This is a genomic window from Pseudomonas sp. PF05, assembly GCF_056521845.1.
The window spans coordinates 143,288-158,849 of the sequence record NZ_JBWLPW010000004.1; the positions used below are offsets into that span (position 1 = coordinate 143,288).

Annotated in this window: 18 protein-coding genes; 11 read left to right on the forward strand and 7 right to left on the reverse strand. The window is 58.8% G+C overall.

Annotation, left to right across the window (positions count from 1 at the left end; all coding sequences use genetic code 11):
- Positions 1-399 precede the first annotated feature (399 nt).
- Complete coding sequence (acs, locus tag AC09SL_RS09665; protein ID WP_058543454.1) at positions 400-2,355, reverse strand: acetate--CoA ligase; 1,956 nt, start codon at positions 2,353-2,355, stop codon at positions 400-402.
- 454 nt (positions 2,356-2,809) lie between these two features.
- Here acs and AC09SL_RS09670 point away from each other — a divergent pair, with 454 nt between their 5' ends.
- From AC09SL_RS09670 to AC09SL_RS09690, 5 genes are all read left to right on the forward strand, one after another.
- Positions 2,810-3,073, forward strand: a complete 264-nt coding sequence (locus AC09SL_RS09670; protein ID WP_058543453.1) for a DUF2790 domain-containing protein — start codon at positions 2,810-2,812, stop codon at positions 3,071-3,073.
- A gap of 32 nt (positions 3,074-3,105) precedes the next feature.
- On the forward strand, positions 3,106-3,321 hold the full coding sequence (locus AC09SL_RS09675) for a hypothetical protein (RefSeq protein ID WP_058543452.1): 216 nt from the start codon (positions 3,106-3,108) through the stop codon (positions 3,319-3,321).
- A 490-nt stretch (positions 3,322-3,811) separates the two neighbouring features.
- A complete protein-coding gene (locus AC09SL_RS09680) occupies positions 3,812-5,059 on the forward strand; it encodes a ribonucleotide-diphosphate reductase subunit beta (RefSeq protein ID WP_003204812.1) in 1,248 nt (415 codons plus the stop codon).
- A 391-nt stretch (positions 5,060-5,450) separates the two neighbouring features.
- Positions 5,451-5,960 carry a BRO-N domain-containing protein gene (locus AC09SL_RS09685; protein WP_058543451.1) on the forward strand — a complete coding sequence of 170 codons (510 nt, stop codon included), beginning with the start codon at positions 5,451-5,453 and terminating at the stop codon, positions 5,958-5,960.
- A 248-nt stretch (positions 5,961-6,208) separates the two neighbouring features.
- Positions 6,209-6,400, forward strand: coding sequence for a DNA-binding protein (locus tag AC09SL_RS09690; RefSeq protein ID WP_081264499.1), 192 nt, complete (start codon positions 6,209-6,211; stop codon positions 6,398-6,400).
- Here AC09SL_RS09690 and AC09SL_RS09695 read toward each other — a convergent pair.
- Entirely contained in the window at positions 6,372-6,548 is a 177-nt protein-coding gene (locus AC09SL_RS09695; protein WP_196764488.1) for a hypothetical protein, read from the reverse strand. The genes AC09SL_RS09690 and AC09SL_RS09695 overlap by 29 nt on opposite strands.
- Before the next feature lie 317 nt (positions 6,549-6,865).
- On the opposite strand from AC09SL_RS09695, the gene AC09SL_RS09700 reads away from it, so the two are divergent.
- Positions 6,866-7,858 (forward strand): hypothetical protein, encoded by a 993-nt coding sequence (locus tag AC09SL_RS09700; RefSeq protein WP_058543450.1) that lies wholly within the window; start codon positions 6,866-6,868, stop codon positions 7,856-7,858.
- A gap of 5 nt (positions 7,859-7,863) precedes the next feature.
- On the opposite strand, the gene AC09SL_RS09705 is transcribed toward AC09SL_RS09700, so the two are convergent.
- Positions 7,864-8,679: a sulfite exporter TauE/SafE family protein gene (locus AC09SL_RS09705; RefSeq protein ID WP_058543449.1), complete on the reverse strand. Its 816-nt coding sequence runs from the start codon at positions 8,677-8,679 to the stop codon at positions 7,864-7,866.
- Positions 8,680-8,791: 112 nt separating this feature from the next.
- On the opposite strand from AC09SL_RS09705, the gene AC09SL_RS09710 reads away from it, so the two are divergent.
- Positions 8,792-9,568: an AraC family transcriptional regulator gene (locus AC09SL_RS09710; protein ID WP_058543448.1), complete on the forward strand. Its 777-nt coding sequence runs from the start codon at positions 8,792-8,794 to the stop codon at positions 9,566-9,568.
- Positions 9,569-9,651: 83 nt separating this feature from the next.
- The gene (locus tag AC09SL_RS09715; protein WP_003204826.1) at positions 9,652-9,969 is read left to right on the forward strand and encodes a helix-turn-helix domain-containing protein; all 318 of its coding nucleotides are present in this window, start codon (positions 9,652-9,654) and stop codon (positions 9,967-9,969) included.
- Between the two features lie 17 nt (positions 9,970-9,986).
- Here AC09SL_RS09715 and AC09SL_RS09720 read toward each other — a convergent pair whose 3' ends face one another.
- Positions 9,987-11,045: an MBL fold metallo-hydrolase gene (locus tag AC09SL_RS09720; RefSeq protein ID WP_058543447.1), complete on the reverse strand. Its 1,059-nt coding sequence runs from the start codon at positions 11,043-11,045 to the stop codon at positions 9,987-9,989.
- 190 nt (positions 11,046-11,235) lie between these two features.
- Between AC09SL_RS09720 and AC09SL_RS09725 the strand changes: the two genes are divergently transcribed.
- Complete coding sequence (locus AC09SL_RS09725; RefSeq protein ID WP_058543446.1) at positions 11,236-11,844, forward strand: TetR/AcrR family transcriptional regulator; 609 nt, start codon at positions 11,236-11,238, stop codon at positions 11,842-11,844.
- 23 nt (positions 11,845-11,867) lie between these two features.
- Here the strand turns inward: AC09SL_RS09725 and AC09SL_RS09730 are convergent, their stop codons facing one another.
- Together AC09SL_RS09730 and AC09SL_RS09735 are read right to left on the reverse strand one after the other, a co-directional pair.
- A complete protein-coding gene (locus AC09SL_RS09730) occupies positions 11,868-12,392 on the reverse strand; it encodes a DUF1003 domain-containing protein (RefSeq protein ID WP_058543445.1) in 525 nt (174 codons plus the stop codon).
- Between the two features lie 93 nt (positions 12,393-12,485).
- Entirely contained in the window at positions 12,486-13,433 is a 948-nt protein-coding gene (locus AC09SL_RS09735) for a LysR family transcriptional regulator (protein WP_058543444.1), read from the reverse strand.
- A gap of 14 nt (positions 13,434-13,447) precedes the next feature.
- Here AC09SL_RS09735 and AC09SL_RS09740 point away from each other — a divergent pair, with 14 nt between their 5' ends.
- A complete protein-coding gene (locus AC09SL_RS09740; RefSeq protein WP_058543443.1) occupies positions 13,448-14,158 on the forward strand; it encodes a CTP synthase C-terminal region-related (seleno)protein in 711 nt (236 codons plus the stop codon).
- Complete coding sequence (locus tag AC09SL_RS09745) at positions 14,155-14,469, forward strand: antibiotic biosynthesis monooxygenase family protein (protein ID WP_058543442.1); 315 nt, start codon at positions 14,155-14,157, stop codon at positions 14,467-14,469. The genes AC09SL_RS09740 and AC09SL_RS09745 overlap by 4 nt, the downstream gene beginning before the upstream one ends.
- Positions 14,470-15,066: 597 nt before the next feature.
- Here AC09SL_RS09745 and AC09SL_RS09750 read toward each other — a convergent pair.
- Positions 15,067-15,393: a DUF2025 family protein gene (locus AC09SL_RS09750; RefSeq protein WP_058543441.1), complete on the reverse strand. Its 327-nt coding sequence runs from the start codon at positions 15,391-15,393 to the stop codon at positions 15,067-15,069.
- Between the last annotated feature and the right edge of the window lie 169 nt (positions 15,394-15,562).

Sequence of the window (15,562 nt, forward strand, 5' to 3'; positions counted from 1 at the left end):
GGGCCCATTATTCGCAAACCCTTCTAATCCGGCAAGCACAGCGTGTCGGCTTATTTCAGGAGACGCCTGGCGCCGCTCTGTAACGGGGCTTGGCGTTTCACATCGCCCCGTTGTGGCGCCTTTGGTTACACATTTCGAAAAACCGGTAACGTTCAGACACCTCCTACTTTAAACGCCGATATTTATTCGCAGATTGCTCCAGACTCGCTGAGTTGTGGGAGCAAAGCTTGCCCGCGATGCAGGCGCCTCGGTTTCTGAAGGACCGCATCGCCTGCATCGCGGGCAAGCCTTGCTCCCACAAATCGGGAATAAATCCCTCTCCCCAAGGGGCCACGCCGCACCCATAAAAAAGCCCCGCTCGGCACTGCCGGGCGGGGCTTTCGGTTTTACGGGTTACCGTCAGGCAACGTTCATGGTCTTGTGCGTCTCGATCAGATGCGCCACCACGCTCGGGTCGGCCAGGGTGGAGATATCACCCAACCCGTCGTACTCCGCCGTGGCGATCTTGCGCAGGATGCGGCGCATGATCTTGCCGGAACGGGTTTTCGGCAGCCCCGGCGCCCACTGGATCACGTCCGGCGAAGCAATAGGACCGATCTCCTTGCGCACCCAGTTCTTCAGCTCCAGGCGCAGGGCCTCGCTGGTTTCTTCGCCGGCATTGAGGGTGACATAAACATAGATGCCCTGCCCCTTGATGTCGTGCGGCACACCCACCACCGCCGCTTCGGCGACTTTCGGGTGGGCGACCATGGCGCTCTCGATCTCTGCCGTACCCATGCGGTGGCCGGACACGTTGAGCACGTCATCCACCCGACCGGTGATCCAGTAGTAGCCATCCTCGTCGCGACGCGCACCGTCACCGGTGAAGTACATGCCACTGAAAGTCTTGAAGTAGGTGTCGACAAAACGGTCATGGTCGCCGTATAGCGTACGCGCCTGGCCCGGCCACGAATCGAGGATCACCAGGTTGCCTTCGGCGGCGCCTTCGATCAGGTTGCCCAGGTTGTCCACCAACGCCGGCACCACACCGAAGAACGGACGCGTGGCCGAACCTGGCTTCAACGCCGTGGCGCCTGGCAACGGGCTGATCAGCACGCCACCGGTTTCGGTCTGCCACCAAGTGTCGACGATCGGGCAACGTTCCTTGCCAACATTCTTGTAGTACCAGTCCCAGGCTTCCGGGTTGATCGGCTCGCCCACCGAACCCAACAGGTGCAGGCTGCTGCCGTCAGCACCTTCGACGGCGGCGGTGCCCGAAGCCATCATCGCGCGGATGGCGGTCGGCGCGGTGTAGAGGATGTTGACCTTGTGCTTGTCGATAACCTTGGCCACCCGAGTAATGTCCGGGTAGTTCGGCACGCCTTCGAACAGCAGCGTGGTCGCGCCATTGGCCAACGGGCCGTAGACGATATAGCTGTGGCCGGTGACCCAACCTACGTCGGCGGTGCACCAGTAGACCTCGCCAGGCTTGTAGTCGAACACCCGCTCATGGGTCAGCGCCGCGTACAACAAGTAGCCGGCCGTGGTGTGCTGCACGCCCTTGGGCTTGCCGGTGGAACCGGAGGTGTAGAGGATGAACAGCGCTTCCTCGGCGCCCATTTCCTTCGGCGCGCAAACGGTGCCGGCCACTTTCATCAGGTCTTCGTACCAGATGTCGCGGTGCGGGTTCCACTTGATGTTGCCAGCCGTGCGCTTGCACACGATGACTTTCTGGATGCTGCTGGTTTCCGGGTTGGTCAGCGCGTCATCGACGTTGGCCTTGAGCGGGATCTTCTTGCCGGCGCGAACGCCTTCGTCGGCGGTGATCACCACTTTGGATTTGCAGTCGATGATCCGGCCGGCCAGCGCTTCCGGCGAGAAACCGCCGAACACCACCGAGTGAATCGCACCGATCCGGGCACAGGCCAGCATGGCGACCACGGCTTCAGGGATCATCGGCATGTAGATGGTCACCACGTCGCCGCGGTGCACGTCCTGGCCACGCAGGGCGTTGGCGAACTTGCAGACTTCCTCATGCAGTTCGCGATAGGTGATGTTGCGACTCTCGGCCGGGTCATCGCCCTCCCAGATAATCGCAATTTGATCGCCGCGCTCGGCCAGGTGACGGTCGAGGCAGTTGTAGGAAACGTTCAAGGTGCCGTCGGCGAACCACTTGATGTCGACATGGTGATCGTCGAAGGACGTCTGCTTCACCGCGGTGAAAGGCTTGATCCAATCGAGGCGCTTGGCCTGCTCGCGCCAGAAACCGTCGGGGTTGACGACCGATTGCTGGTACATGGCCTTGTAGGTCGCCTCGTCAGTCAGCGTATTGGCCGCAACCTCGGGACGAACGGGATACACAGAAGCCGCACTCATCTTTCTTACCTCGGTGAATAGTTGTTTTTGTATGATCCCGTTGTAGCCCGGGGCGGGCCTATAGAACCATTCGACGATGGTAGTAACAAGTCCCTACAAAATGTCGGTACTAACGTGCAAGCCTCTGCCTGCCGGCATTTTCCTGTGTAAGAGCCGAGCCTGTGGGAGCCGAGTCAGTGGGAGCCGAGCTTGCTCGCGATGACGGCAGCACATCCAACATAGATGCACAGCCCCCCATCTGCAGCGATTATTACCAGATCAACCAACAGTGTTTATCAAAACCACGGCTTTTTGCGCCCACCCTCACCTTCTAAAATCCACCTCGCCAACCGGCAAACACGATTAGCGCAACACAGCCCCCACGAAGGCCGTTAATCAAACTTCCAAAATCAGCTCCACACGCAACCCTAAAAAGGTTGCGTGACCCCACTCGACCTCAAGAAAGGTGAATTAGATGAAAGCTTTATGGGTTCTGGTCCTCGGCAGCCTTTGCGCCACCGCGATGGCAGACGAGGCCCCGACCGATGCTGCACAGCAAAAACCGGCCATTGAGGAGTACACCTACTCCACCCACTTGGACATCGCCAAAGTCATCTCCATGAGCGAGATCCCGAACGTCTGCGAAGTGGTCCCGGCGAAGATGGAATATGAAGATTCAAAAGGCCAGCGCCACATCCTGCGCTACAGCATCATGGGCAACGGCTGCTCCAACGGCTGATTGACTTAATAAAGGAATTTGGAGCAACCACCATGAAAACCAACCTGATCCTGGCCTTGACCCTGTCCGTACTGGCCGCCAATACCTTCGCCGCCGACGGGTTTGATCGCACTGGCTCCGCCGTCGCCGAAGACGGTTACGACCACACCGGCTCCGCTACCGTCGCAGAGGACGGCTACAGCCGCACCGGCTCTGCTACCGTTGCCGCCGATGGCTACGATCGCACCCGTTCAGCCCGCATCGGCTGATCATTACTGACATTTTCCATGGCCCGGTTTCGATCGGGCCTGGTTGTGTCTGGAACCGCCGAAAACCCTCCACAAACACAACATGTAGTGCAAAACCGCAAAAACCGCTGGTTTTTTGATCAAAAAAAACCGCGATCCGCTCCATGCAAAAAAAATCTTCAGCGGCCAAAGCCTTGTAAACCCTCGCTCCCACGCGGATATGCCGCCCGCGCCCCCTTCTGTGAGCTATTTCGTCGCAGCACGTAGGCAAAAAAGTCCTTATAATGCCGCCTTAAACGGGCCTGCAATATTCCCTTACAGGGGATCACGCCAACCTGGAGCCCACGCAGAGGCCAATCGCCTCCTCGCGTTCACAGCCGCTCCGGAATGACCCGTACATTTTTCTGTTTATTGCCTGCGTCAGCTGCTGCAACAAACGATTTTTCCAAGATCCACCGCGGCCAGTAGGCCTTCATCGGGCATCTGGCCCTCACGCAGGAGACGACACGTCATGCTGAGCTGGGACGAATTCGACAAAGAAGACGGCGAAGTTGCTGTAAAAGGCGCCAACGCCGGCCACGCTTCTGAAGCCAACATGGACCGCCTCGACAGCGCCGGCGGTGCCGCCGCCCTCGAAGCCCGGGCCGTGACGGCCAGCGACTCGGCCGCGATCATTCGCGCCAAGGCCGCCCTCGACAAACTCGACGTTGCCGAAGGCCTCGCCGAACTCGAAGGCGCCTCCGCCCGTGTCGCCGTCGATGAAAAGCGCATGATCAACTGCCGCGCGGACCTCAACCAGCTCGTGCCATTCAAATACGACTGGGCCTGGCAGAAGTACCTGGACGGCTGCGCAAACCACTGGATGCCGCAAGAAGTCAACATGACCGCCGACATCGCCCTCTGGAAAAACCCGGAAGGCCTGACCGACGACGAGCGCCGCATCGTGATGCGCAACCTGGGCTTCTTCTCCACCGCCGACTCCCTGGTTGCCAACAACCTGGTCCTGGCCGTGTACCGCCTGATCACCAACCCGGAATGCCGCCAGTACATCCTGCGCCAGGCGTTCGAAGAGGCGATCCACACCCACGCCTACCAGTACTGCATCGAATCGCTGGCCATGGATGAAGGCGAGATCTTCAACATGTACCACGAGATCCCATCGGTCGCGAAAAAAGCCGCCTGGGGCCTGAAATACACCCGTTCGATCTCCGATCCGAAGTTCGAAACCGGCACCCCGGACACCGACAAAGAGTTGCTGCGCAACCTGATCGCTTACTACTGCGTCCTGGAAGGCATCTTCTTCTACTGCGGCTTCACCCAGATCCTTTCCATGGGCCGCCGCAACAAAATGACCGGCGTCGCCGAGCAGTTCCAGTACATCCTGCGCGACGAATCCATGCACCTGAACTTCGGCATCGACGTGATCAACCAGATCAAAATCGAAAACCCACACCTGTGGGATGCCGAGATGAAGGAAGAAGCGACCCAGATGATCCTGCAAGGGACCCAACTGGAGATCGAATACGCCCGCGACACCATGCCTCGCGGCGTGCTGGGCATGAACGCGGCGATGATGGAGGACTACCTCAAGTTCATCGCTAACCGTCGTTTGTCGCAGATTGGGTTGAAGGAAGAGTATCCAGGTACGACTAACCCGTTCCCTTGGATGAGCGAGATCATGGACTTGAAGAAAGAGAAGAACTTCTTTGAGACGCGCGTGATTGAGTATCAGACCGGTGGGGCTTTGAGCTGGGATTGATCCGAAAGAAAAATCCTAGGCTCCACGCATAACTAAAAACCCCGTGAAAACGGGGTTTTTGTATTTCTACAGGACCAAAACTGCGTTTAACTCTGGGACCGGCACACTACCTTTACCCTACGAAAAACTCAGAATCTTTCCGCATTGACGCCGTATCGTCTCGTTACCTATCTTAGTCACAGGTGCCTAAGAAACGCCCAACGTAGTAGCTAATCGCCAAACATAGAACCGCGTACTGTCTAAGGACATTAGTCATTCTGTGCAGGGCAATAGCTTGTTGGGATTTTTCTTGCATCCTCTACGTCGGGCTCGCGCCGCTAACCTTCGAACGTAGAGGTGGTTATGCCCACAAGAACGCTGCTCTGCTCTCCGTATACCTCGGAGACCCATCATGCCTGATGCTTACATTCCGGCGGTTTTCACCCGTCACAACCTCCATCTGCATACCCTCTTGGTTGAAAACCAAGCTTGGTTCAGTGCCTCAGATTTGGGTCGCTTTATGAGCAAGCACCTTGATGAGCGCATGACACGCAAGCTTGACCCTGATCAGCGCCGGATGATGCTCGTGCATGTCCACGGTTTGACTGAAGAGCGTCTGATGCTGAGCGAGTCGGGCGTCTATGCATTGCTGGTTTATCACTACTGCCCTGAGTATCGATTGCTGCGTGAGTGGATCACGCATCAGATAGTGCCAACCCTGCGGGATGAGCGCCACTCGCATAAGGTGGAGCGGCCTACGTTGAGCGTGTTGGATTGGCCAAAGATGTCGCTCTGCATGTTGCACTGGCAGGATGAGCCATGGATTCGCTTGCGGGATATGCCGGCGGTGCTGGTGGATGATCCGTTTAGTCAGCATGAATCCTGGTGGCGGAGAGCTTCTCGTATTTTGCGAGGGTTCTGAGATTCAATCGGAAGCCGTCGTCCGTGTTCGGGCGGCGGTTTTTTGTTGGGAATATTGAATTGGGGCTGCTGCGCAGCCCAGCGGGAGCAAGCTCCCTCGCCACAGGTGTCAAGTCACAGATTGGTGTAGTGCTTGGTTGCTGCGTTGTTTTGAAGATCGCGGGGGGCCCACGCTTTGGCAGTGTGGAATAGTGGTTGCGGGAAACGCCCAGTTTTTGTTGGACGAAAAAGGACATATGGGGATATGCAATGACGAAAGAAATCAAAAGTGAGGCCTTCGAATCGATTCACAGCTCGGCCGAAGCGCTGCTGAAAATCGGCGCTATCGACAAGGCCACTATGCGAGAGTTTGACGAGGCCTGCATGGCTGAGGTGCCTACTGAAATCTCAGATCAGGAAGACTCGTCTGCACTCAGAGCCGGCCCTCAAAACCATCGATGATGTCCTCGGGGGTGCGGTCGAAATCCGCCGACATCCGAATCTTCCCCTTCAACCGCCCAGGCTTGCGCGCCTCCAGATAAGGCTTGCCGGTCTTGGTGATCACCACTCTAATGATTTCCCTGCGCCGTTCACCGATGCTCTCTTTCATAGAAGTTTCCCATTTACTGCTTCCGGCAATATATTGCCGGTTATCTGAAAGGTTGAGCTATAACCGGCATTATGATACCGATTTATCCGAGTTTGGGGCCGTAAAACCGGGGCTGCTACGCAGCCCAGCGGGGATAAATCCCCTCGCCACAGGTTGGTGTCAGGGCGCCGATAGGTGGCAGGTTTGATGGCGGGGTTGGTTTTGGGAATCGCGAGCAGGCTCGCTCCCACAGGGGGTTTGTGGTGTGTTGAAACTTTGGGTGCAGCCCGCCGCGTCCTTCGGTATTAATACACTTCCTCTCATGGACCCGAGCCCCGATGAAATTCGACACCGCCTACTGCCTCAGCCTCGATGCCAAGCTTTCGATCTATGACGTTCGGGATCTGAATTTCGACGAGACCATGGCCTTCGATTCGGCCAAGGAGCGCTTTCAGTGCCCCAACGATGCCTGTCGGGCGGCGTTTGATGAGGACAATCGGCTGACGACGTTCAACGCCAAGAACGTCAATTACATCCGCACGCCACATTTCAAGAATCAACCAACGACCCAGCATATCGAGGGCTGCCCTTACGTCAGTCCGAAAACGCCGGGGTTGGGTGCGCAGAGTGGCGAGGCGGAAACGGATGACGACCGCGAGGAGCATTTTCCGTCGGAGCTGTTGCTGACTCGACGTCAGTACGTGCGTAAACCGTCCGATCCGTCGAAGGACGTTGAAGCAGCGACTCGGCCTACGTCCCCCTCCGTATCGTCCCATGGTGATGACGCCCACTCCGCCCATGATTCGACACCCGACAAGACCAGCGTCTTCGCCCACCCGGTGGAGTGTTTTGTGTCGAACTTCACAGACAAGGACCTGCTCAAGCGCAAGCTGTTGAAGATTGGCGAGCACACCGCGCCCTATGGATCGTTCTTCAAGAAGATCGAGTACTTGCAGGACAACAAGGGCTTGATTTACTGGGGCAAGATCAAGGAGATAAAGGATTACACGCAAAGCTTTCGCATCGATTTCGAAGCAAAGATCTGGTTCAAGCAACCGGACGAGGCGAAGAAGAAGCCCTACTCGGTCAACGTTTACCTGAGCAAGAAGCTGATCGACAACTACCGCAAGCGCAAGGCGTTCCTGGCAGAGATCAAGCATGCCGTCGACAGCGATGCGCCGTTGTATTGCTTCTTTTATGGCGTGACGCCGGAGTTGAAACAGGTGCCGAGCAAGAAGAACCCCGAAGAAACGTTCGGGGTGTTCAGTGCCAATATCGAGAACCTGGATCACTTCATTGTTCGGGAGGCGCCGGGGTTGGTAGGTAAATAGCAACCCTATCCCAGCGACATTCCGCCCATTACCACCAGCAATAACCCCACATACACCCACGCATGCAACCGATCGGGTATCCGCCCGATCCACGGCGTTGCCAGACGAATCCCCACTAACGCGCCGAGTGTCAGCACAGCGAAGGCCATCAAGTCGACGTAACCCACAAACCACTGCCCCAAATCAAACTCGGTAAACCCGGCCATGGCCATGTAGGTCAGTGTCCCGGCCACCGCAACCGGCAAACTCAACGGGTTAGCCATGGACGTCGCGCGCGACATGTTCAACCCGCAACGGCGCAATAATGGCACCGTCATGACACTGCCACCCACGCCCAGAAAAGTGGCAATGGCGCCGATGCTGATCCCGCCTGCTGAGACCTCTGCCCTGCCCAATCGCCGTGGGATTACAGCGCCAGACTGTGTCAGAAAACCGCGTCTGAACAAGCAGTCCAGAATGGTCACGCCTAGATAAACGATGAAGGCATAGCGAATGATTTCGCTACTCGCCCACATCGCGGCAACGGCGCCGACAATAGCGCCCAGGCCGATGAAGCCGCCCAACGGCCACACGTAGTGGCGAATGAGGTTACCGGCACGGTAATGCTTGGCGGTGGCGATCAGCGCGTTGACGATCATCACGCAGGTCGAGGTGGCCACGGCGATGTGCATCGCCGATTGGCCGATAGGGTCGTCAGCGCCGTGGCTGGCGGTGAGCATGCGGTATAGCAAGGGCACCACAACGAATCCGCCGCCGAAGCCGAACAACACAGCCGTCACACCACTCAAGCAGCCGAAGCAGGCAAGCAATACATAGAACATCGAGGAGAATCCGTGGAATAGGAGGCGCCCACGATAGGTCAGCGAAGCTTGGCCCGCTGTAGCAAACAGGCCAATAATGTTCGCGTTTACGCCAGACACGAGTGGCTCATCGATGCGCAACACTTCGATCGATTTATTGGATGCGACACCCAGGGCCGTGGTTGCCATTGGCACCGATTACGCTCACGGACAAGTGTTGCCATCGCATCGCCATCGCCGCGCGCAGTTGCTCTATGGCGCCACCGGGGTGATGCAGGTCAGCACGGCGGACGGCAATTGGGTGGTGCCGCCGCAACGGGCAGTGTGGATCCCGCCCGGGGTTGCCCATGAGGTGCTGATGCTGGGCGTCAGCACTCGAAGTTTGTATATCGAACCGGCTGTGGTAACGGCCATGGACGCCCGTTGCCAGGTCATCAGCGTGTCACCCCTGATGCGCCAGTTGCTGATGGAAGCCGTGGAGCTTGCGCTGGACTACGACGAGGTTGGACGCGATGGCGCGTTGATCGATCTGCTGCTGCACGAACTGCTGCGCAGCGCCCATCTGCCGTTGCACCTTCCACTGCCCCAAGACCCGGGCCTGCTCGGCCTGTGCCAGGCATTTCTGAAACGCCCGGACGCCCACGTCTCGCCCGTGCAATGGGCGGCGCAGTTGCATATCAGCTTGCGCTCATTCAATCGCCTGTTCAGCCAGCAAACCGGGTTGAGTTTCAGTCGATGGCGACAACAAGCCTGCGTGATGTCGGCATTGTCCCGATTGGCCATCGGCAACTCAGTGACCCGAATCGCCCTGGACCTGGGCTACGACAGCCCTGCGGCTTTCTCCACGATGTTTCGTCGCGTACTGGGCCACGCCCCGAGCGCCTGGCTGGAGAAGACCGCCGGTCATTGATCAAAAAAATGAGATTGATCGGGATTCAAAACAACTGTACAAAAACACAGTGTTTTTTTAATCCCACAGCTTTGGAGCCCCCCATGGCCTCTCTTGCAATCAAAACCACCCTGGAACGCATCGCTGTCTATCAATTCACCCCTGCTCACAGTGCACAGGCGCGCGCCATGCTGGGCTGGAGCGTCGAGGAGCTGTCCCGCCAATCCGGTGTCTCGGTCCAGGCCATCCGCCGCTTCGAGGCCGGAGGCGAGTTGCTCGATGTGACTCGCCTGGCCCTGGCGTTTCGCCTGGAGGCCGAAGGCCTGGTGTTCTTCCCCGGCTTCGCACCGGGGCGCGGCATGAACATCAAGGGCGCGACGCCGGACCCGATGGGGCGCTCCGATTACGCGATGATTGAATAACGACAATCCTGTGAGTGCTAGGCGATACCAGCCTGGTCCTGGTACGCCGAGGGTTCCACGTCCAACCACCAGGCGCGGCCACGTTGCGGCTGCGTCAGGGTGAATGCCTCGCCCATTTGTGGCGTGGCAATGCAAACATTGCGCTCCCAGGCCAGGGCCAGGATGCGATCGAAGGGTTCATACCAGGCATGCATCGCCAGGTCGAACGTACCGTTGTGGATCGGCAGCAGCCAACGGCCCTTGAGATCGATATGAGCCTGCAGGGTCTGCTCCGGCTGCATGTGGACGTGGGGCCAATCGACGTTATAGGCGCCGGTTTCCATCAGGGTCAGGTTAAAGGGGCCATATCGCTCGCCGATGCGTTTGAAACCCTCGAAGTAGCCGGTGTCGCCGCTGAAGAAAATTCGCGTGGCGCCATCGATCATCACCCACGAGGCCCACAAGGTGCTGTTGCTGTCGAACAGGCCACGCCCGGAAAAATGCTGGGAAGGCGTGGCAACGAACTCGATACCGTCCACCTCGGTACCTTGCCACCAATCCAGCTGACGCACCTTGCTGGCGTCGACGCCCCATTTGATCAGGGTGTCGCCCACGCCCAGGGGCGCCAGGAAGTGGCGGGTCTTGGCTGCCAGATTGAGGATGGCCTGATAATCGAGGTGATCGTAATGATCATGGGAAAGGATCACCGCTTCGATCGGCGGCAACTCTTCCAGGCTGATGGGCGGTTGATGAAAACGCTTAGGGCCGGCCCATTGAACGGGTGAGGCGCGGTCGGCGAACACCGGGTCTGTCAGCCAGAATTTGTCCCGCAGCTTGAGCAATACGGTGGAATGACCGAGACGGAATACGCTGTTGTTCGGCGCCGCCAGCAGCGCCGCGCGCGTCAGCGCTTGAACCTCGATGGCGCCCGCAGGCCGGGTGGTGCGCGGCTTGTGGAAGATCATGTTCCAGATGATGCGCAGGGTGGTGCCAAGACCTTCCCGAGGCGTGAAGGCATGATTGCGATATTTACCCTGTTCATGCAGGGATGCGTCATGGGCAGATGGATTGTCGGTAGAAAGAGAAGGAATGGTCATGGTGCGATAACTCCAGGGACGTCGTCGCAATTGCGCTTCGCCGTTGTGGGACGCTGGATGGCCGTTGCATGCACGCTCAGCCGCTTGACTCGAAAACTACACCACTCGGTGTAGTTTCTAGATTGCATGAATCCCGGGAGCAAGTAAACTTCCGAGTGCAAGTTCTCTCCTTTCAACCGACGAATTGCCCATGACCGTACCGCAGCGCCTTACCGAGCGAAAACGCGAAGCCATCCTCCAGGCGGCGATTGCTGAATTCCGTAGCAGCGGTTTCGAGATCACCAGCATGGACAAGATCGCGGCGACTGCCGGCGTATCGAAGCGCACGGTGTATAACCATTTCCCGAGCAAGGAAGCGTTGTTTGCCGAAATTCTGAATCGGTTATGGAACAGCATTACTGCAGAACAGGACCTGCCCTACAGCCCGCAAAAGCCGCTACGGGAACAGCTTCAAACGTTGCTGCAAGCCAAACTGAACATGCTGGCGGACGAGAACTTCCTCGACCTGGCGCGCATCGCCATCGCCGCAACCATCCACTCTCCCGAGCGAGCCCAGGACATGGTGTCGCGCATGGGCCAGCGTGAAGAAAGCCTGACGACCTGGATTCGCCAAGCCCAGGCCGATGGCCGCTTGAAACCCGTGGAACCGGCATTTGCCGCCCAGCAAATGCATGGGCTGCTCAAGACGTTCGCCTTCTGGCCGCAGGTTTCGATGGGGCAACCCAGCCTGACCCAGGATGAGCAGGCCCAGGTGATCGAATCGGCCCTCGACATGTTCCTGAGCCGTTACCAGGCCTGATCAACAAGTCCAGGAATGAAGGGCTACTGCATTGATGGGTTGTGCACGACCTTCTTGTGCATTTCAGTGGTCAAGTTGTCGATACGCTCGGTCAATACCTTGGTCATTTCCGTCAGACGGGTGTTCTGCTCCAACAATTCGAGCAACTGCGCGGTATTCTGCGCGGCCTGGGCCTGACGCTCGCTGTTGGCAATGGCCAAGGCCTCACGATGCAGGGCATCGGCTTCCGCCTGGGCTTTGTCCCGAGCGGCCTGGCGAGTTTGCGCCAGCAGAATCAACGGCGCGGCATAGGCCGACTGCAGGCTGAACGCCAGGTTCAGCAAAATGAACGGGTAAGCGTCGAAATGAAAGACGCCCACCAGGTTCAGGCTGATCCATATCAGCACGATCAAAGTTTGCGCGCCGAGGAACATCGGCGTTCCGAAAAAACGCGCGAACGCCTCCGCCCTCAGCGCAAAACGGTCATTGCCAAAGGTCGGCGCCAGATGCGCGTGAGGGCGATGAAAACGCAAATGGTCAACGGGGTTGGGGGTGGAAGACTTCGTCATCGTGGTGTTCTCTGCCAAGGGCTGGTGCTCAAGGCACTATAACCGTTGGGGGACTGTCATCCATTGCGTCATGCACACCCTTCCCGTTAAAAGTCAGCGCCAGCGCAGATGGCGACCCAGCTCATCGAACAAGGTCACCACCGAGCGCAAGGCCCGGCAGTCTGGGCGGGTCAGGAGCCACAGGGCCGTGTCGTACCCCTCCAGCGGTTCGCCAAGGGGCATCAGGCCCTGGTGTTCATCGATCAGAAAGTCCGGCAGCGCCGCCACACCCAAGCCGGCTCGCACCAGTTCGGTGACAGAGAGCATGCTGTTGCAGCGATAGGCGGGCACCACGCCGGGTAGATGCTGGCGGCGCCAGGCCACGGTGGGGTGGTCCGGGAGGAAATCGTCCGGCGCGATCCAGGTCATGGCGGCCAGGTCAATCGCATCCGCCGAACGCAGGTACGTGGCACTGGCACATACCCGGTAAGCCACGTTGCCCAGCTTTCGACCGACCAGGTGTTCCGGCGGTGTACGGGTCAGGCGCAACGCAATGTCGGCATCGCGGCGGCTCAGGTTGGCGAAGTCGTTCGAGGTGCTCAGCTCAAGAGTCAACGCCGGATAAGCGGGCATGAAGCGCGCCAGCGCAGGCAGCAACAACGCTTGCAGGACCGAGTCGCTGCACGTCAGGCGTACCGTCCCGCTGATGACCTCGCCGCCCTGCTCCACCCCCACCCGCGCCGCCTCCAAGGCCTGCTCGGCGCGCTCGGCTTGTTCGGCCAATGCCTGGGCAAGACTCGTGGGCAAGTACCCGGAACGGCTTTTTTCGAACAAAGGCTGACCCAGGGCCGCCTCCAGTCGACGTACCGAACGAAACACCGTGGACACGTCCACCTGCAGCAGTCGAGCAGCTCGGGCCAGTGAACCGCCACGAACCAGCGCGAGGATCAGGGACAGGTCGGGATAGTCCAGACGATAGTGCGTCGCTGCATTAATCACTTGGATAAACGCCAATATTGATTGCGTGAGCGCCAATCTATAGTGGCGACCAGGAATCAACAAGTGGCGAGCCTCTCATGGAAAAACAACGTCCTTTAAACATCGCCCTGGTCGGCGACCACGACCCACATATCACCGCTCACCGCGCGATCCCCATCGCAATTGAGCTGGGCGGCGGGCAAACCGGCCATGCCGTTCACGTCCAATGGCTGGCAACGCCGCTCATCGCCGACAACGCAGTGCTGGAGGATTTCGACGGTATCTGGTGCGTGCCCGGCAGCCCCTACCGAAACGAAAACGGCGCCTTGCAGGCGATTCGTTTTGCCCGCGAACAGCGTCGCCCTTTCCTGGGCACCTGCGGTGGTTTTCAACATGCCGTGCTGGAATATGCCCGCAACGTGATGGGTTGGGCCGACGCCGCCCATGGCGAAACCGATCCCGAGGCTGAACGGGCGCTGCTGACGCCGCTGAGCTGCGCCTTGGTCGAAACCATCGACAGCCTTCAGCTCGAGGCGGACTCGTTGATTGCCAAGGCCTATGGTCGTCTGATGGTATTCGAGGGCTACCATTGCCGCTTCGGGGTCAACCCGGATTTTGAAAAGGATTTGTTCAATCAGCGCCTGCACGCCGTGGCCCGGGACTCGGCCGGCGGCCTGCGAGCGGTAGAGTTGCTGGACCATCCGTTCTTTGTCGCCACGCTATTCCAGCCCGAACGTGCTGCGTTGGAAGGGCGCGTGCCGCCGCTGGTCAGCGCGTTTGTCGAAGCCTGCGCCAGGACAACGTCATGAGCGCCCCCTACTACGCCGTGATTTTCACGTCACTGCGCACTGAGGGGGACCAAGGCTACGCCGAAGCCGCCGAACGCATGCTGGCATTGGCTAAAGAACAACCGGGGTTTCTCGGCGTCGAATCGGCGCGCGGCGAAGATGGCTTGGGCATCACCGTGTCCTATTGGAACAGCGAAGCGGCGATCCTGGCCTGGAAGCAGCATCCCGAACACAGCGCGATCCGCGAGCGCGGCCGCTCCACCTGGTATACCCATTGCCATACGCGGGTGTGCAAGGTCGAACGCGATTATGCGTTCCGACGCCAAACCTGATGCCAGGATACAAAACCTGATGGGGGAGCTGGGTGTTCACAGACCTTGCCTTCAGCACAAATCCCCTGTGGGAGCTGAGCTTGCTCGCGATAGCGGTCGGTCAGCTTGCTGCGATGCTGGATGTGCCGCCGCCATCGCGGGCAAGCCTTGCTCCCACACTGAATCTCGAGGTGTTCACAGACCTTGCCTTGCCTTCAGCACAACTCCCCTGTGGGAGCTGAGCTTGCTCGCGATGGCGGTCGGTCAGCTTGCTGCGATGTTGAATGTGCCACCGTCTTCGCGGGCAAGCCCGCTCCCACACTGAATCTCGAGGTGTTCACAGACCTTGCCTTCAGCCTCCCCTGTGGGAGCTGAGCTTGCTCGCGATGGCGGTCGGTCAGCTTGCTGCAATGCTGAATGTGCCGCCGCCATCGCGGGCAAGCCTTGCTCCCACACTGAATCTCGAGGTGTTCACAGACCTTGTCTTCAGCCTCCCCTGTGGGAGCTGAGCTTGCTCGCGATGGCGGTCGGTCAGCTTGCTGCAATGCTGAATGTGCCGCCGCCATCGCGGGCAAGCCTTGCTCCCACAGGGGCTCTTGCTCAATTCGAGATTGCGGCTCAGCCTTCCACCAACTGCCGCACCGCCACGATTTCCGGCAGGTCGCTGCGGGCCATGTACACCCGCAAAGGTTCGCAAAGGTTGATCCGGTCGTCGATGTGCTGGTCCAGCAACAACTGGATCCGCTCACGCTTGAGGGCCATGGTGCCGTCCGCCACGGGAGCCCAGACAAATTCGCAGGTGGGGATGATGCCGTCGTCGGCCACGTCCATGCCGAAGGCGTCTTCGCTGAAACGTACGATGTATTGACCGGTCTTGCGGTTCAGGCCGACAAAACCCTTGAGCTGATCGGCGGCCTGGCAGATGAATGTCGAAGTGGTGCGCATGGTAAACCTCATGGATGCGTCCCTCAGGACGTCTGATCGATGGTTTACACGCAGGGCAAGCGGAAAAGGATTTAAGGTTTCCCTCTGCCGGGGAAACTGATGCGGGCAAGGGTACTGCAAAGCGGCCTGGAAATGCGTGGGAAAAATCTTCTTTGCACAAGTTTATGTC

What these genes read in the sequence shown, in the direction of transcription:
- acs (WP_058543454.1), bottom strand. Translation starts at nt 2,355, where the DNA reads ATGAGTGCGGCTTCTGTGTATCCCGTTCGTCCCGAGGTTGCGGCCAAT.
- AC09SL_RS09670 (WP_058543453.1), top strand. Translation starts at nt 2,810, where the DNA reads ATGAAAGCTTTATGGGTTCTGGTCCTCGGCAGCCTTTGCGCCACCGCG.
- AC09SL_RS09675 (WP_058543452.1), top strand. Translation starts at nt 3,106, where the DNA reads ATGAAAACCAACCTGATCCTGGCCTTGACCCTGTCCGTACTGGCCGCC.
- AC09SL_RS09680 (WP_003204812.1), top strand. Translation starts at nt 3,812, where the DNA reads ATGCTGAGCTGGGACGAATTCGACAAAGAAGACGGCGAAGTTGCTGTA.
- AC09SL_RS09685 (WP_058543451.1), top strand. Translation starts at nt 5,451, where the DNA reads ATGCCTGATGCTTACATTCCGGCGGTTTTCACCCGTCACAACCTCCAT.
- AC09SL_RS09690 (WP_081264499.1), top strand. Translation starts at nt 6,209, where the DNA reads ATGACGAAAGAAATCAAAAGTGAGGCCTTCGAATCGATTCACAGCTCG.
- AC09SL_RS09695 (WP_196764488.1), bottom strand. Translation starts at nt 6,548, where the DNA reads ATGAAAGAGAGCATCGGTGAACGGCGCAGGGAAATCATTAGAGTGGTG.
- AC09SL_RS09700 (WP_058543450.1), top strand. Translation starts at nt 6,866, where the DNA reads ATGAAATTCGACACCGCCTACTGCCTCAGCCTCGATGCCAAGCTTTCG.
- AC09SL_RS09705 (WP_058543449.1), bottom strand. Translation starts at nt 8,679, where the DNA reads ATGTTCTATGTATTGCTTGCCTGCTTCGGCTGCTTGAGTGGTGTGACG.
- AC09SL_RS09710 (WP_058543448.1), top strand. Translation starts at nt 8,792, where the DNA reads ATGCGCAACACTTCGATCGATTTATTGGATGCGACACCCAGGGCCGTG.
- AC09SL_RS09715 (WP_003204826.1), top strand. Translation starts at nt 9,652, where the DNA reads ATGGCCTCTCTTGCAATCAAAACCACCCTGGAACGCATCGCTGTCTAT.
- AC09SL_RS09720 (WP_058543447.1), bottom strand. Translation starts at nt 11,045, where the DNA reads ATGACCATTCCTTCTCTTTCTACCGACAATCCATCTGCCCATGACGCA.
- AC09SL_RS09725 (WP_058543446.1), top strand. Translation starts at nt 11,236, where the DNA reads ATGACCGTACCGCAGCGCCTTACCGAGCGAAAACGCGAAGCCATCCTC.
- AC09SL_RS09730 (WP_058543445.1), bottom strand. Translation starts at nt 12,392, where the DNA reads ATGACGAAGTCTTCCACCCCCAACCCCGTTGACCATTTGCGTTTTCAT.
- AC09SL_RS09740 (WP_058543443.1), top strand. Translation starts at nt 13,448, where the DNA reads ATGGAAAAACAACGTCCTTTAAACATCGCCCTGGTCGGCGACCACGAC.
- AC09SL_RS09745 (WP_058543442.1), top strand. Translation starts at nt 14,155, where the DNA reads ATGAGCGCCCCCTACTACGCCGTGATTTTCACGTCACTGCGCACTGAG.
- AC09SL_RS09750 (WP_058543441.1), bottom strand. Translation starts at nt 15,393, where the DNA reads ATGCGCACCACTTCGACATTCATCTGCCAGGCCGCCGATCAGCTCAAG.